A 13,415-nucleotide genomic window follows, 5' to 3' on the forward strand; every position below is an offset into this window, starting at 1 on the left:
AGTGGCGCCCATGCCGAATGCCGCTTCCCAGGACCTGGTGGTGCTGCGCCCGGAAGGGCTGTACTGCCCCGCCGGCGACTTCCATATCGACCCCTGGCGGCCGGTGCCGCGCGCGGTCATCACCCACGGCCACGGCGACCATGCGCGCTCGGGCATGGGCGAATACCACTGCACCGCCGCCGGCCTGCCGATCCTGCGCTGGCGGCTGGGCGAGCAGGCCTATCGCGCCTACGACTACGGCACCCGCTTCACGCTCGGCCGCGCGCAGGTGTCGCTGCATCCGGCCGGGCATGTGCTCGGCTCGGCGCAGGTGCGCATCGAAGTGGATGGCGAGGTCTGGGTGGCCTCGGGCGACTACAAGCGCCAGCCCGATCCGACCTGCGCACCGTTCGAGGTGGTGCGTTGCGATACCTTCATCACCGAGGCCACCTTCGCGCTGCCGGTGTACCGCTGGCCGGACACCAGCGAGGTGGCGCGCGACATCGTCGCCTGGCGCCGCGAATGCGGTGCGCGCGGCGAGGCCGCCGTGCTGTTCTGCTATGCGCTGGGCAAGGCCCAGCGCGTGCTCGCCGAACTGCAGCCGTGGGACGACCAGCCGGCGCTGCTGCACGGCGCGGTGGCGGCCGGCGTGGCGGTGTATCGCGAGGCAGGCGTGGCGATGCTGGACACGCGCACCGTGTCCGAACTGGACAAGCGAGCCGACTACGCCGGGCAACTGGTGCTGGCGCCACCCTCGGCCGCCGGCAGTCCGTGGCTGCGCCGCTTCCGCCATGCGCAACTCGGCTTCGCCTCGGGCTGGATGCGGCTGCGCGGCAACCGCCGCCGGCGCAACTACGACCGCGGCTTCGTCGTCTCCGACCACGCCGATTGGCCCGACCTGCTGCGCACCATCGACGAGACCGGGGCGAGCCGCGTGATCGCCACCCACGGCAACACCGACGCGATCATCCGCGCCCTCAACGAACGCGGCGTCGCCGCCGAAGCGTTCCGCACCGACTACGGTGGCGAGGAATGAAGCGCTTCGCCGCGCTGTACCGGCAACTGGACCAGAGCACCGCGACGCTGGACAAGCGTGCGGCGCTGGTGGCGTATTTCGAGCAGGCGCCGCCGGCCGATGCGGCCTGGGCGATCTGGCTGCTCAGCGGCGGCAAGCTGCGGCGCATCGCCAACACCCGCGAACTGCGTGAGTGGATCGCGCAGGAAAGCGGCCTGCCCGGTTGGCTGGTGGACGACAGCTACGACCACGTCGGCGATCTGGCCGAAACGCTCACCCTGCTGCTGGACGATCCAGCCGAAACCCCGGATCCGGCGCCGCTGCGCGACTGGATCGAAGACCGCCTGCTGCCGGTGGCGGCGCAGGACGACGCCGCGCGGCGTGCCGCGGTGGTGGCCGGCTGGCACAGTCTGGCGTTCGACGAGCGCCTGCTGTTCAACAAGCTGCTGACCGGCGCCCTGCGCGTGGGCGTGTCGCAGCGGCTGGTGCAGCAGGCGCTGGCGGCGATGTCGGGGATCGACATCGCACGCATCGCCCAGCGCATGCTCGGTGCCTGGTCGCCGACGCCGCAGGCGCTGGAGCAGTTGCTGTCCGACGAGGTGCTGCCCAGCGACCGCCAGCAGCCCTACCCGTTCTTCCTGGCCTCACCGCTGGAAGCCGAGGCCGCCACGCTCGGCGCCCTCGATGATTGGCTGCTGGAATGGAAATGGGACGGCATCCGCCTGCAGCTGATCCGCCGCGACGGCGAAGTGGCGCTGTGGTCGCGTGGCGAGGAACGCCTGGACGGGCGCTTCCCGGAGATCGAGGCGGCGGCGGCGACGCTACCGCGCGATGCGGTGATCGACGGCGAACTGCTGGTCTGGCGCGACGGCGAGCCCGCTCCGTTGCCGTTCACCGCGCTGCAGACCCGCATCCAGCGACGCAAGCCTGGCGCCAAGACCCTGGCCGACACGCCGGCGCGGGTGCTCGCCTACGACCTGCTGGAACTGGACGGCCAGGACCTGCGCGAGCAGCCGCTGCAGCAGCGCCGCGCGCAGTTGCAAACGTTGCTGGAGGCGCACGCCGATCCGCGCCTCACGCTGTCGCCGCAGGTGCAGGCCGCGACGTGGGAGCAGGCGGCGACGCTGCGCGAAGATTCGCGCGTGCAAGGCGTGGAAGGGCTGATGCTCAAGCGTGCGACGTCGCCCTACCAGTCCGGCCGCCGCCGTGGCGACTGGTGGAAGTGGAAGGTGGCACCGCTGACCATCGACGCGGTGCTGCTGTACGCGCAGGCCGGGCATGGACGGCGCAGCACGCTGTACACCGACTACACCTTCGGCCTGTGGGATGGCGAGCAACTGGTGCCAGTGGCGAAGGCCTACTCGGGGCTGGACGACAGCGAGATCCTGGCGCTGGACCGCTGGATCCGCGCGCACACCACCGAGCGCTTCGGCCCGGTGCGCGCGGTGACGCCGTACCAGGTGTTCGAGCTCGGCTTCGAGGCGGTGAATCGCAGCAGCCGGCACAAGTCCGGCATCGCCGTGCGCTTCCCGCGCATCCTGCGCTGGCGCCACGACAAGCCGTTCGCCGAGGCCGACCGCTTGAGCACGCTGCAGGCGCTGGCGCGATGAGCGCAACCGCGGCGCGCCGGCGCCCGGCCGATGCGCCGCTGTACGCCTGGTTCGCGCAGCAGGGCTGGCAACCGCTGCCGTTCCAGCGCGCGCTGTGGCGGCACTACCTGGACGGCGGCTCCGGGCTGCTGCACACGCCCACCGGCAGCGGCAAGACCCTGGCAGCGTTCGGCGGCCCCTTGCTGGAGGGCCTGCGCGCGCAGGCCGCTGCAGCTACCAGGAAGCCCGCACGCGCCAGCACCACCGCCAGCCCCGCCGCAAAAACCGCCAAGACCGCCACGTCACCGCGCGCACGCCGCCAGGCGCAGCGCGATCTGAAAGTGCTGTGGATCACCCCCTTGCGTGCGCTCGCCGCCGACACGGTACGCGCGCTGCGCGAACCGGCGCAGGCGCTGGGCCTGGACTGGCAGATCGGCCTGCGCACCGGCGATGCCAGTGCCCGCGACAAGCGCCTGGCGCGCAGCGGCAAGCTCGACGTGCTGGTGACCACGCCCGAATCGCTGGCGCTGCTGCTGTCCTATCCCGACACCGCGCCGCAACTGGCGACGCTGCGCTGCGTGATCGTCGACGAGTGGCACGAACTGCTCGGCAACAAGCGCGGCGTGCTGCTGCAGCTGTGCCTGGCGCGGCTGCGCGGCTGGGCGCCGACGCTGCGCACCTGGGGCCTGTCGGCCACGCTCGGCAACCTGGACGAAGCGCGCGACGTGCTGCTGCCGCACCTGCCGCAGGCGCCGATCGTGGCCGGGGTCAAGCCGCGCACGCTGACCCTGGAGACGCTGGCACCCGCGGTCGGCGAGCGCTTCCCCTGGGCCGGGCATCTTGGCCTGGCGCAATTGCCACGGGTGCTGGAAAGCCTCTTCGCGGTGCGCACCAGCCTGCTGTTCACCAACACCCGCGCGCAGGCCGAGCTGTGGCATCAGGCGCTGACCTCGGTGTGGCCGGAAGAAGCGCACACGCTGGCCCTGCACCACGGCTCGCTGGATCCGGCGCTGCGCAGCGCCGCCGAGCAAGGCCTGCGCGACGGCAGCCTGCGCTGCGTGGTGGCGACCTCGAGCCTGGACCTGGGCGTGGATTTTCCGGCCGTCGACCAGGTACTGCAGATCGGCAGCCCCAAGGGCGTGGCGCGGCTGCTGCAGCGTGCCGGGCGTGCCAAGCATCGCCCCGGCGAGGCCGGCCACGTGCTGTGCGTGCCCTCGCACGCGCTGGAACTGGTCGAGTACGCCGCGGCGCGCCGCGCCATCGCCCATGGCCGCATCGAATCGCGGCCGTCGCCGCGGCTGTCGCTGGACGTGCTGGCCCAGCACTGCATCACCTGCGCGCTGGGCGGCGGCTTCGCTGCCGATGCCCTGTACGCCGAAGTGCGCGGCACCGCCGCCTTCGCCGCGCTGGATGCGCCGACCTGGCAGGCGGTGCTGGAGTTCGTCGTGCAGGGCGGACGTGCGCTGGCGCAGTACCCCGACTACCGCAAGGTGGTGCTGGACGAAGACGGCCTGTACCGCGTGCACGACCGCCGCATCGCCCTGCGCCATCGCCTGTCGATCGGCACCATCACCAGCGACGGCAGCGTGGCGGTGCGCTTCCTGCGCGGCGGCCGGCTCGGCGCGGTGGAGGAACAGTTCGTCGGCCGCCTGCGCCGCGGCGACCGCTTCCAGTTCGCCGGGCGCCTGCTGGAACTGGTGCGGCTGGAGGACATGACCGCCTACGTGCGCCTGGCCAAGGGCGGCGACGGCAGCGTGCCGAAATGGATGGGCGGACGCATGCCGCTGTCCTCGGAACTGGGCCGCGAGGTGGAAGCGGTGTTCGCCGATCCGCGCGGCGAGGCCGAACTGCGCGCGCTGGCGCCGTTGCTCGGCCTGCAGCGCGCGCTGTCGGACCTGCCGGCGCCGCAGCGGCTGCTGGCCGAGCGCGTACGTGCCCGCGACGGCCAGCACCTGTTCGTGTACCCGTTCGCCGGGCGCCAGGTGCACGAAGGCCTGGCCGCGCTGCTGGCGCTGCGCTGGGGCCGGCAGCAACGCAATACCTTCAGCTTCGCCGCCAACGACTACGGCCTGGTGCTGTCGCCGGCGGAGGACGCGCCGATCGATGCGGCGCTGCTGCGCGCTTTGCTGAGTCCGGCGCAGTTGTTCGAGGATCTGCGCGAGAGCCTCAACCTGGGCGAACTGGCGCGGCGCCAGTTCCGCGAGATCGCCCGCGTCGCCGGCCTGCTGCCGCCCAGCCTGCCCGGCCGCCTGCCGCGCAGCCTGCGCCAGCTGCAGGCCTCCAGCGGCCTGCTGTACGACGTGCTGAGCCGCTTCGATCCCGAGCACCTGCTGCTGGCGCAGGCCGAGCGCGAGGTGTTGCAGGGCGAGATGGAACTGACCCGGCTCGCCGCCACCCTGGACGATTGCGCCGCGCGCGAGCTGGCGCTGCACAGTCCGCGCAGCCTCACGCCACTGGCGTTCCCGCTGTGGGCCGAAAGCATCCGCGGCCAGCTCAGCACCGAGGACTGGAAGGCGCGGGTGATGCGCGCGGCGGCGCAACTGGAGCAGCGCCATGCGCGCTGAACTGGACTGGTTGCTGGCCGGCGAACCGATGCGCCTGCTCGGCGACCGCGCACTGTACTGGCCGGCGCGGCGGCGGCTGCTGATCGCCGACCTGCACCTGGGCAAGGCCGACGTCTTCCGCCGTGCCGGCATCGGCCTGCCGCGCGGCGGCACCGCGCTCGACCTGGCGCGGCTGTCGGCCTTGCTGGAGGCGCAGGACGCGGCGGAGCTGTGGATCCTCGGCGACGTGCTGCACGGCGCCGCACCCGATGCCGACTGGCAACGCCAGTGGCATGCCTGGCGCGCGCAGCATCCGCAACTGCGCGTGGCGGCGATCACCGGCAACCACGACCGCGCCCTCGCCGGCGCCGGGCTGGACATCGCGCCCCTTGGCACACAGGTGGAAGACGGCCCGTTCGTGCTGCGCCACGATCCGGCCACCGATGCGCAGCGCCACGTGCTGTGCGGGCACCTGCACCCGCTGGTCAAGCTGCCCGGGCTGCGCCCGCGCTGGCCGGCGTTCTGGCTGCGCGAGGGCATGACCGTGCTGCCGGCGTTCTCGCACTTCACCGCCGGCGTCGCCCCGGTGCTGGCACAAGGCGAGCGCCTGGTCGCCTGCGTCGAAGGCGCAGCCTTGGCGCTGCCGGTGGCGACGGCGTAGGTCGGCGCGGTGGTGGCTGGTGGATGGTCGACAGCCCCATCGAGGAGCATGACCTTATCCAGGAGCATCACTTTGTGGGAGGGACTGCAGTCCCGACACGTCCGCCGCCAAGGTGTCGGGGCTGAAGCCCTCCCACAGTGCAATCGCACTGTCTTGCGTGGGGGATCGGAAACGGTGTCGCCGGAGGCTTCGGTATAGCGCCGGACAGCCCGGAACGCGATCGAAGCAGCAAGTGCACTGCCTTGTTGTGGGAGGGACTTCAGTCCCGACGCGCCCGCCGCCAAGGCGTCGGGGCTGAAGCCCCCTGCCACAGTGCAATCGCACTGTCTTGCCATCGGTCTGTCGTAGGAGCGGCTTCAGCCGCGACCAGGCTTTACCAGGAAAGCGCGGTCGCGGCTAAAGCCGCTCCTTGTATCTGGACATGTCGCCCCTAAACAGGCGTCATGTCTTCCGACTGATCATCGGAGGAGGTGTGGGAGGTCCAGTCGCTCCTAAAGCTTCGAGCTTGCATCGTAGATCGGCTCCGCCCTCCACATGCTGGCCCTTGGGTGTCCGAACGGTATCCAGAGTCCGCCCCCCCGGGCGTGAACTCGCATCGACAAGGCAGGACCGGGCCCAGCGCCGATCATGACCCTGACACGATGGAGGAATCGCGCATGTCTCCCGTCATCGGCATCGACGTCGCCAAACGCAGTTTCGATGTGGCCATCGAGCTGACCAATGGCAAGCACCGTACCAAGGCCAAGTTGTCCAACGATGCCAAGGGCTTCCAGGCCCTGCAGGCATGGCTGCAGACGCATGCCCAGTCCGATAGCTGGATCGCCATGGAGGCCACCGGCACCTACCACCAGGCGCTGGCCGAGTTCCTCCACGCACGAGGCTATCGGGTGTGCGTGCTCAACCCGGCACAGACGGCCGCGTACGCACGCAGCCAACTCAGCCGGGTCAAGACCGATCGCAGCGATGCCAAGCTGATCGCCAGCTATGCCCTGCGTCACCGCGAGCAGTTACGCCGTTGGTCCCCTGATCCGCCGGCGCTCAAGCAGCTTAAAGCGCTGGTGCGCCGGCGCCAGGATCTGCAACAGATGCTGCAGATGGAGCGCAACCGGCTGGACGTCGCTCCGGCCCAGGTGAAGGACTCGATCCAGGTCCATCTGGCCGATCTGCAACACCACATCGCCCAGATCGAGCAGGCCATCGATGACCATATCGACCAGGATCCGACCTTGCGTGGGCAGCGCGAGCTGCTGGTGAGCATCCAGGGCATTGCCGACACCAGCGCGGCCTTGATGCTGGCCGAGCTTGGCGATGTGAGGCGCTTCGCCGATGCCTCGGCGGTGACCGCCTTCGCGGGCCTGAATCCGTGCCTGCAGGAGTCGGGCGAGCGCAAAGGCCACGTCTGCATCTCGCGTACCGGCTCGTCCCGCCTGCGCGCGGGCCTGTTCATGCCGGCCCTGGTGGCCATGACCCACAACCCGATCATCCGGGCGCTGAAACAGCGGCTGAGCGAACGCGGCAAAGCCGGCAAGCAGATCGTGTGCGCCGCCATGCGCAAGCTCCTGCACCTGGCCTACGGCGTTCTCAAATCGGGCACGGCGTTCGATCCGAAAAGGGGCCTTGCCTGCTAGGGGGTAAGACGGTATCTACGGCGGGGCCGCGTGGCGATGCAACCGCGCGCGCTGGGTCGCGCTCTGTACTCCGCAGCTACCGCGGCGAATCGCGGACGCTGGCTCGCAACCTCGCCCTGCGGCGATACCGGTCGGGTCGATGCGCTGGATCTGGTGCGGCACGGTGAGGATCTCGTCCTCCTCGGCGGCGATGTCCGTCTCTGCGTTCGCGGCCAGCGGCTCGCACAGGTCACTTCGCCGCCTACGGCAGCGCCACGCGCCGCGCCACCGCGTCCTGCAACGCCTCGAAAAACTCCGGCGCCAGCGGCAGCTTGCCGAACCAGCCGTGCTGGGTACCGCTGAGCACGCGCAGCATGTGTCCGCGTCCCCCCGGCATGCGCCCGGCCGGCAACATGCCCACGTCGCGCAGCCGCGCCGCCACGTCGCGCTCGGACTGGAACAGCGGGGTCAGCCAGCGGCTCCAGAACTGGTACACCGCCACGTGCGCCTGGCGCTGCGCCTGGTAGCGCGCCAGCGCCGCGTCGATGTCCGGCGCGGTGCGCAGGCTCTCGCTCAATGCCCAGGCATCCATCAGCGCCATGTTGACGCCCTGCCCCAGCTGCGGGCTCATCGCATGCGCGGCATCGCCGGCCAGGACCAGGCGGCCGCGGTACCAGTGCCGCTGCACCGCATCGCGGTAGCTGGCCCGCGCCAGTTGCGCCGGTGCGTCGATCTGCGCCAGGCGTTCGCGCGCCTGCGGCCACAGCTGCGCGATCTCCTCCAGCCACGGCTGCACGCCGCGCGCCTGCCAGGCATCGAACTCGGCGGTCGGCAGGCTCCAGAAGAAACTCACCCGCGGCTCGGCATCGCCCGGGCGGGTGCCCACCGGCAGCAGGCCGATCATCTTGCGCGCGGCCACGTAGCGCTGGCGCAGCTCGTCGGCGAAAGCCCAGTCGCCGCGTGGCAGCAGGCACCACAATGCGCCCCACGGATACACCCGATCCAGCCGCGTCGCCTGTACCTGCGCGCGCAGCGCCGAGGCCGAACCGTCGCAGGCGATCACCAGGTCGAACGGCCCATGCCAGCGGCCGTGCTGGTCCTGCACCCGGCGCAGCGTGTCGTCGATGGCGACGATGCGCGTATCGCGCTGCAGCGTGGCGTAGCCGTCCCAGGCCTGCGCCAGCAGGGCGAACAAGGCGCCGCGCTGCATGCCCAGCCCGAACAGGCGCGCCTCCAGGTCGCGGTAGCGCATGTCCATCACCGCGCGCCCGCACGGGGTCTCGCCGTACAGGCGGTGCACCGGCGCGCCGTAGGCCAGGGCCTGATCGAGCAGGCCGATCCGCCACAGCACCTGCAGGCCGGTCGGCTGCAGCAGGAAACCGGCGCCGACCGGTCCGGGCTGCGCCGCACGCTCGAACACCTGCACGCGGTGCCCGTCGCGCGCCAGCAGCAGCGCCAGTGCCTGGCCTGCGGTGCCATACCCCACGATCCCGATCTGCAGTCCCTGCTTCATTGCCTCCACCGCCTGCCGACGCCGACACCACGGCGTCTCCCATAAAAAACCCCGCCGAAGCGGGGTTCAAGGCACAACCGAGTCAACGCGAGCGCTTACTCGACCGGCGTGATATTCGAGGCTTGCGCGCCCTTCGGACCCTGGGTCACGTCGTAGCTGACACGCTGTCCTTCCTGCAGGCTGCGGAAGCCCTTGGAGTTGATCGCGGAGAAGTGCGCGAACACATCGGCGCTACCGTCTTCCGGAGAAATAAAACCAAATCCCTTGGCGTCGTTGAACCACTTGACGGTACCGTTCGGCATGGTGATGCGAGACCTTTTGCAGTGAATGGGTGGTGGTTGTGCGGCAGCCGCACCGGCGGAGTATGCAAAGCTTGCGCAACGAAGACAATCACCCGCGCGCCAGTTCCCCCACCAGCTCCGGCAGCCCGACCGAGGCCGCCTCGACATTGGCCAGCACCTCGGCCAGGGTGATTTCCTCGGCATCGCCACAGCCGGCCGCCCAGTTCGCCACGATCGCCAGGCAGGCGTAGTCCAGGCCCAGCTCGCGCGCCAAGCCGGCTTCGGGCATGCCGGTCATGCCGACCAGGTCGCAACCGTCGCGGCGCAGCCGCGCGATCTCGGCGATGGTTTCCAGGCGCGGCCCCTGGGTGGCGGCGTAGCAGCCACCGTCCACAAGCGCGGTGCCCGTGACGCGCGCGGCGGCGAGGATCTTGCTGCGCAGCAGCGGCGAATACGGATGGCCGAAATCCACGTGCAGCACCTCGCTGCCCGGCTCTTCGCACAGGGTGGAGATGCGCCCCCAGGTGTAGTCGATGAGCTGGTCCGGGCAGGCCAGCACGCGCGGGCCGAAGCGTTCGGTGATGCCGCCCACCGTGTTCAACGCGAGCACGCGCGTGGCGCCGATCTGCTGCAGCGCAGCAAGGTTGGCGCGGTAGTTGATCTTGTGCGGCGGCAGCGAATGGCCTTCGCCATGGCGGGCCAGGAAGGCGACACGGTGGCCGAGCAGCGTGCCGACCCGCACCGGGCCGGAAGGCGCGCCGTAGCGCGTCTCGACCTCGTGCGTCTGCACGTCGTCCAGCTGTGCGAGCTTGTAGACGCCGGTACCGCCGATGACGGCCAGTGCGATGTTGTCCATGCGGATCCTCGAACGAAAGGGAACGCCTGCGCCGGCGACGCGCGCCGGCAGCGGAAAACGGCAGCGACGCAGGCGAGGCTGGCTCGCCTGGCCGCTTACTCCTTCATCGCGTAGATCGCCGGCAGGTTGCGCAGTGCCTCGTTGACGTCCATGCCGAAGCCGAACACGTAGCGGTCCGGCACCTCGACGCCGACATAGTCGGCGCTCACCCCGGGCACGCAGCGGTCGTGGCGCTTGACCGTCAGCGCGGCGATGCGCACGTCGGTGGCGCCCTGCTCCAGGCACCACTCGCGCACCGCCTTCAGGGTCAGGCCTTCATCGAGGATGTCGTCGAGCAGCAGCACGCGGCGACCGTACAGCGCAGTGGCCGGGCGGTGCTTCCACACCAGTTCGCCGCCGACGGTCTCGCCGCGGTAGCGGGTGGCGTGCAGGTAGTCCAGTTGCAGGTCCTGGCCGCGGCTGCCCAGTTCCAGCGCCAGCTGGCCGGCGAACGGCAGCGCGCCGTGCATGATGGTCAGGTAGACCGGGGTTTCGCCGCGGTAGTCGGCGGCGATGGCGTCGGCCATCTGGGCGATGGCCTGATCGATGCGGGTGCGATCGACCAGCAGGTCGGCCTGGGCCAGGGCCTGGGCGATGGTGAGAGTGGACATCAGGCGGTTTTTCCGAAGGTGGAGAGCAGATGGGATTGGGTATGGCCATAGCGGGCGTCGGCCAGCAGGCCGTCCCAGCCAAGGCCGCCGCGGCCGATCAGGCCGAGCAGCGCGGCGGTGTTGAGCGGGCGGTCGCGCACGGCCTGCAGCGAGTCTTCGACCAGTTCCGGGTGACAGACCAGGACCACATCGCAGCCGGCATCCAGGTGCGCGGTGACCCGCGCGGCGACGCCGCCGGCGGCGAACGAGGCGGCCATGCCGATGTCGTCGGAGAACACCACGCCATGGAAGCCAAGCTCCTGGCGCAGGATCTGCTGGATCCAGCGCGGCGAGTAGCCGGCCGGTTCCGGCGCGACCTGCGGGTAGACCACGTGCGCCATCATCACCGCGTCGGCGCCGGCGGCGATGCCGGCGGCGAACGGCACCAGGTCTTCCTGGCGCAGGGTGTCCAGCGAACGCGGGTCCTCGGCGTCGTCGACGTGGGTGTCCTCGAGCACGGTGCCGTGGCCGGGGAAATGCTTGAGCGTGGCGCCCATGCCCACGCTGTGCATGCCGCGCACATAGGCCGCGGCGAATGCGGCGACCACCTGCGGGTCATCGCTGAAGGCGCGGTCGCCGATGGCACGGTTGCCGCGGGCCAGGTCCAGCACCGGGGCGAAGCTCAGGTCGATGCCGCTGGCGCGGATCTCGCTGGCCATCAGCCAGGCGTGCTGCTCGGCCATCTCCAGCGCCGCGGCCGGATCGCGCGCGTACAGCGCGCCGAAATTCTGCAGCGGCGGCAGCGCACTGTAGCCCTCGCGGAAGCGCTGCACGCGCCCGCCTTCCTGGTCCACGCAGAGCAGCAGCGGCCGCGGCGTGGCGGCGCGGATCGCCGCACTCAACTCGGTCACCTGCGCGCGCGAGGCGAAATTGCGTTTGAACAGGACCACGCCGGCCACCGCATCGTGCTGCAGCCAGTCGCGCTCCTGCGCGGTGAGTTCGGTACCGGCAACGCCGATCGCGAGCATGCGGGGGATTCCTCCTGCCGGCGCGGTGGAGGCGCCTGTGGGTCGGCATTGTCGCAGATGCCGGCGTCGGCGGCAGGTCGCGCCGCTGCCAGCTGACACGTCTTGGTAATGAACGCGGACGGAGCGGTGGCACGCGCAGCGATGTGCGGCGCAGCCAAGGCCGAGCCGCACGGCAGATCGCATGGTCCGCGCCTCGCAGGCGGCCTCGCGGCCGGCGGCCTGGTCGGCGTGGCCGGAATGGGCGCGCGGAATGCGGCGGACGCCCCGGCGCGCCAGCATCGGGCCTGGCAGGACGTCTGCGCACGCCGCGGGCGGTCCCTTACGGCCCCGAGACGACGGCCTGGCGCGCGACCCGCAGCGCGGGGATCGCAACGTGCCGTGCGCGCGTTCCTAGACCGCGCACCCCTCCGGACCGCAATCGCGGCCCGCCTGGGCGTCGGCCAGCAAACCGCGCACGGTGGCGGCGAACACATCCGGCGGCTGCGCGCCCTGTAGCGCCTGGCGGCCATCGATGACGTAGGTGGGCACCGCGCGGATGCCCATGGCCTGCGCCTGCTGCAGTTCCGCCTCGATCTCGTCCAGTCCCTCGTCGCCGGCCAGCAGCGCCTGCACCCGCGCCGCCGACAACCCACCCGCGGCGCCGGCATCGCACAGCGTCTGCGGATCGGCCAGGTTGCGGCCCTCGGCGAAGTGCGCATGAAACAGTGCTTCGGCGACCGCGTCCACGTCGCCCTCGCGCGCCGCCAGCCACAGCAAGCGGTGCGCGGGCAGCGTGGTCACCCGCACCTGATCGCGGCCGAAGTCGAACGGCAGGCCTTCGGCGCGCGCGGTGGCCTGGGTCTGCGCCAGGATCTGCTCGGTGCGCGCCGCACCGCCGAACTTGGCCGCATAGGCCTCGCGCAACGGCACCGGCTCGGTGCCGGCGTCCGGATCCAGCTGATACGGATGCCAGTGGATTTCCAGCGCCGGCGCATCCGCGCCGAGCGATGCAAGACCTTGCTGCAACCGGCGCTTGCCGATCCAGCACCAGGGACAGACCACGTCGGACCAGATATCGATGCGCATGAGTGGGGATTGGGGATTGGGGATTGGGGATTCGCAAAAGCATAAGCCGAATCGCTGCAGCTGGCCCGCCTTTGCCAATCCCTAATCCCGAATCCCCAATCCCGTCCATTCGCAGAATGGACACGTCGCCAGCGCCACGTTGTAGTACCGCGGGTCGTCGGTGACTTCGGCGCCGAGCCAGTCCGGCTTGGCGAACGCCTCGTCGGCGCTGTCCAGCTCGATCTCGGCGACCACCAGCCCGGTGTTGTCGCCGAGGAACTCGTCCACTTCCCACAGATGGCCCTGGTGCTGCACGAGATGCCGGCGCTTGTCGATCAGCCCGCCCACGCACAGCGCCAGCAGCGCGCGCGCATCGTCCGGCGGGATGGGATACTCGAACTCCTGGCGGGTATGCCCGAGCTCGCGCGACTTGAGGTTGAGAAACGCCGCCTCGCCCTGTACCCGCACCCGCACCGACGCCTTCTGCGCCCCGCTGGCCAGCGCCGCCTGGTCGTTGAGATAGCCCTGCGCCATCGGCATCACCGCATGCGCCGCCGCGCGCCAGCCATCGCCGATGACGAGGAATTTGCGTTCGATTTCGATGGCCATGGGAATCGGGAATGGGGAAAGGAGAATGGAAAAAGCTTAAACCGCGCGCAGCCGCTGTGAC

At 70.7% G+C, this 13,415-nt stretch carries 12 protein-coding genes; 5 read left to right on the top strand and 7 right to left on the bottom strand.

The genetic code is table 11. From position 1 onward, the window contains the following. Window positions 1-10 precede the first annotated feature (10 nt). The 5 genes from AC1PMG_RS15210 to AC1PMG_RS15230 all read left to right on the top strand — a co-directional run bounded on the left by AC1PMG_RS15210 (window position 11) and on the right by AC1PMG_RS15230 (window position 7,415). A complete protein-coding gene (locus AC1PMG_RS15210) occupies window positions 11-1,015 on the top strand; it encodes a ligase-associated DNA damage response exonuclease (RefSeq protein ID WP_481109441.1) in 1,005 nt (334 codons plus the stop codon). Next, window positions 1,012-2,604, top strand: a complete 1,593-nt coding sequence (locus AC1PMG_RS15215) for an ATP-dependent DNA ligase (protein ID WP_481109442.1) — start codon at window positions 1,012-1,014, stop codon at window positions 2,602-2,604. Before AC1PMG_RS15210 ends, AC1PMG_RS15215 begins: the two co-directional genes overlap by 4 nt. Beyond that, the gene (locus tag AC1PMG_RS15220) at window positions 2,601-5,147 is read left to right on the top strand and encodes a ligase-associated DNA damage response DEXH box helicase (protein WP_481109443.1); all 2,547 of its coding nucleotides are present in this window, start codon (window positions 2,601-2,603) and stop codon (window positions 5,145-5,147) included. Before AC1PMG_RS15215 ends, AC1PMG_RS15220 begins: the two co-directional genes overlap by 4 nt. Beyond that, window positions 5,137-5,787, top strand: coding sequence for a ligase-associated DNA damage response endonuclease PdeM (gene pdeM, locus AC1PMG_RS15225; RefSeq protein ID WP_481109444.1), 651 nt, complete (start codon window positions 5,137-5,139; stop codon window positions 5,785-5,787). Before AC1PMG_RS15220 ends, pdeM begins: the two co-directional genes overlap by 11 nt. 656 nt (window positions 5,788-6,443) lie before the next feature. After that, window positions 6,444-7,415: an IS110 family RNA-guided transposase gene (locus AC1PMG_RS15230; RefSeq protein WP_481109034.1), complete on the top strand. Its 972-nt coding sequence runs from the start codon at window positions 6,444-6,446 to the stop codon at window positions 7,413-7,415. Window positions 7,416-7,656: 241 nt separating this feature from the next. On the opposite strand, the gene AC1PMG_RS15235 is transcribed toward AC1PMG_RS15230, so the two are convergent. The 7 genes from AC1PMG_RS15235 to AC1PMG_RS15265 form a co-directional block, all read right to left on the bottom strand. Next, window positions 7,657-8,907, bottom strand: a complete 1,251-nt coding sequence (locus AC1PMG_RS15235; protein ID WP_481109445.1) for an FAD-dependent oxidoreductase — start codon at window positions 8,905-8,907, stop codon at window positions 7,657-7,659. 95 nt (window positions 8,908-9,002) lie between these two features. Continuing rightward, the gene (cspE, locus tag AC1PMG_RS15240) at window positions 9,003-9,209 is read right to left on the bottom strand and encodes a transcription antiterminator/RNA stability regulator CspE (protein WP_003488188.1); all 207 of its coding nucleotides are present in this window, start codon (window positions 9,207-9,209) and stop codon (window positions 9,003-9,005) included. An 88-nt stretch (window positions 9,210-9,297) separates the two neighbouring features. Next, the gene (locus AC1PMG_RS15245) at window positions 9,298-10,044 is read right to left on the bottom strand and encodes an S-methyl-5'-thioinosine phosphorylase (protein ID WP_010342285.1); all 747 of its coding nucleotides are present in this window, start codon (window positions 10,042-10,044) and stop codon (window positions 9,298-9,300) included. 95 nt (window positions 10,045-10,139) lie between these two features. Next, window positions 10,140-10,694, bottom strand: coding sequence for a hypoxanthine-guanine phosphoribosyltransferase (locus AC1PMG_RS15250; protein ID WP_017917414.1), 555 nt, complete (start codon window positions 10,692-10,694; stop codon window positions 10,140-10,142). Beyond that, window positions 10,694-11,701, bottom strand: a complete 1,008-nt coding sequence (gene nagZ / locus AC1PMG_RS15255; protein ID WP_481109446.1) for a beta-N-acetylhexosaminidase — start codon at window positions 11,699-11,701, stop codon at window positions 10,694-10,696. The genes AC1PMG_RS15250 and nagZ overlap by 1 nt, the downstream gene beginning before the upstream one ends. Window positions 11,702-12,091: 390 nt before the next feature. Then, window positions 12,092-12,766: a DsbA family oxidoreductase gene (locus AC1PMG_RS15260; RefSeq protein ID WP_481109447.1), complete on the bottom strand. Its 675-nt coding sequence runs from the start codon at window positions 12,764-12,766 to the stop codon at window positions 12,092-12,094. 81 nt (window positions 12,767-12,847) lie between these two features. After that, window positions 12,848-13,354, bottom strand: a complete 507-nt coding sequence (locus AC1PMG_RS15265) for a CYTH domain-containing protein (protein ID WP_481109448.1) — start codon at window positions 13,352-13,354, stop codon at window positions 12,848-12,850. Between the last annotated feature and the right edge of the window lie 61 nt (window positions 13,355-13,415).

This window comes from Xanthomonas sp. NCPPB 2250 (assembly GCF_056725265.1).